1 protein-coding gene is annotated in these 2,624 nt (G+C 56.5%); it reads right to left on the bottom strand.

Translation table 11 applies throughout. The features are described 5' to 3' along the window. Positions 1-583 precede the first annotated feature (583 nt). A complete protein-coding gene (locus BMX17_RS24700; RefSeq protein WP_092665264.1) occupies positions 584-844 on the bottom strand; it encodes a hypothetical protein in 261 nt (86 codons plus the stop codon). Between the last annotated feature and the right edge of the window lie 1,780 nt (positions 845-2,624).

Genomic DNA, 2,624 nt, shown 5'->3' with positions numbered 1-2,624 from the left:
TCTGGCGCAGCGACCGCGAGCACGCCGAGGGCTGGCAGGGGCCACACGGCGACGGTCGCCGAGTCGATCACACTCCCTCTCGTCCCACGTCCACTAACCATCCCAGTCGGAGTGAGCGTGGCAGTTCCACTCCCAGTCCCAGTCCCTTCCCCACGGGCATGGCTGACTCCCCTATCGAGTCCTCCCCACTTGCACCCGTCCACCGAACCCGACCACGCACACACTGCCCTGCCATCACACCCGACGATCACGTGGGGACACATAGCGGACAGTCTGTCTATGCTGGAAGCGAGTCCCCCTCTGTCTCCACTACCCACTGTCTCTCCATACCCCGAGTCCAACTCCTCCCCCTCTCGGTACCACCGCCGTCTCTCTTCCCGCCACCAAGAGCGATTTGTCCACCCACCCGTCCCCGACGCCAGCACCAGCCATTCGGGATCGCGCGCAACGACCATCGGGAGTGAGCACGATGGAGCGCAGTCCGCGCTCGACCGAGCGAACTTGAGAGCGAGGGACGTAGCGCGTGACTGCCACCGTTCCAGTCGGGTGCCCGGATCACCAGCACAAGAACGACCCTCCTCCCTCACTCGTGTGCCCCGCCCGCCGCTGCCACCGCCTCCTCGATCTCGAGGGCCGGTTGGTACACCAGGATCTCGTCGGTGGGCATCTCCCCCGTGCTCTTGCTCACGGGGAAGTTCGACTCGTCCGTGCAGAATTCGAGCAGGCACGTCAGCCCACAGAAGTGCAACTCCCCGTCGACGGCGCTGCCCTTCCAGTCCGCTGGTGCGAGTCGCTCTATCTGTGACGGTTCCTCGCAGTCTGTGTTCCGGCACTCGTCGTACATGGCTGTGTTGTCCTCACTTGACCTGCCAGAGACAAATCCCTGACCACCGACCCTGTCGTGGCTCCGGTTGCGAAGCCGACCGACTTTCTCGAGTCCGTCTGTCCATCCACCCTGTGTGCTATTGCCGGCGCTGTTTGTCATCGCGCTCGTCAGGGGACCACTCGATCGTCGACTGTTCTGGTGTGCCCACGTCGACGCGTCATGCTACCCGGCGGTCCTCCTCTGTCTCTGTTGCGAGGGCCCCCTCCGTTCGATGGCTTCGACGTCGTCATCTCCATCTCTCGGCGCCGCCGCCAGCTGCCCGACTGTCTCTCTGCTCTAGTCCAGCCACCCGAGTCTCGGCTGTCCGCTGTCCTGGTGTGGCGACGGCTCCCTACGTCTCCGACCGACGCCACCCGGTGCTGCACGGTTGGACCTCCTCGTTGACAGCGCCGGCGCTGCCCGGCGCGTCTGTGTGTCATATTCTGTATGTACTCCGGCCCCGAAGTCTGCTACCTGTCTGTGCCCCGGCCCGACCTCCCCCACTCTCTCTTCGATCTCCTGCACACCTCCCCGTATCGCCCGTATCGGTCCCCTTTACTTGGGACTGCAAACCACCGATACGCCCGGGTTTCTCACCCCTCTCACGGAATTAAAATGACGGAACCGAGCGCTAAGTTGATTTGAGTGGGCCGAACAAACCATATGGAATCAGATATTAAGACAGATGACGACAGAACCTACACTCAAACCGCCGAGAAACCGGTTTTCAGATATTGGCTTAGTGAGATGCATCTTTGAGTTATTGATTGTTTCTTTATCATAGTAAGTAGAGATAGCCGAAAACGGCGAAAAGAACCCCGTTCGGCCCATTTTCTGGGCCGTGAAATTCATGTAAACCCACCCCAATACGGGCTGTAGCGAGAGGATTAGCATCTCATGGCGCAGATTTCGCATTTACCAATTCGAAATATGGGTTTTGAAAATACCGTTGTGTGAAAGAACGGGCCGAACAAGGGTGAAACGTCTAAAATCGGACCTTACTTGAGTTCACAATTGAAAGAAACTCTGAAACGCCAAAAAGAATGGGCCGAACAGGGGTCAACGTATAGATTTCTGTTTTAGAGGACGTGGAATGTACTCTATGCACTCTCTACCGCCCGAAAAAACGGGCCGAACAAGGGTCAGCGTATAGATTTCTGTTTTGAGGGCTCGGAATATTTGCTATACGCCCTCTCCTGCCTGAAAGTACGGGCCGAACAGGGGTCTACCCATAAAATCCTGCTTGGAATGAGAGAAACATATTCATTTGGCTATATTGTCTGCTAATGGGCTGTAACAGACTAGAAACGGCTGATCTTTGAATAGCGGACGACTCCTTCTAGATCACGCAACGTTGGCATTGGTGATACCGGCTTCAATAGGTTTCTTCGCCTTTCTCTCTATATATTTCTTCTATATTCTGGGCAAATCATTTCTACTTATGGAATGTGATAGGTATGTGGCGGATTCCATTGGTGCGTTTGAGAATCGGGTCAGAATGACTCCTCTGATGGTGGCTGATTGCCAGTCTCGATCCGGGTAATAGGACAGGAGAAGGTAGGAGGTTTAGCTATCCGTTTCGGCTCTCAAGTTCGGTCCACATGTCTTCGTCCCAGTTGATGGAGTGGTAGATCGAGTATGGGCAGACGTCTTTGCCAATGCAGTAGCGTTGCATTGACTCGTGGTCACAGCCACGTGGGAGTGGGACTTGCTCGGATCCATCGTCACTTCGCACCCCACCATGCTCTAGTTCGTATCG

The organism is Halorientalis persicus (assembly GCF_900110215.1).
In the GTDB taxonomy this organism is placed as follows: Archaea; Halobacteriota; Halobacteria; order Halobacteriales; family Haloarculaceae; genus Halorientalis; species Halorientalis persica.
Note: the sequence above shows the minus strand (reverse complement) of the source record. Positions and strands in the feature narration are given on the sequence as shown.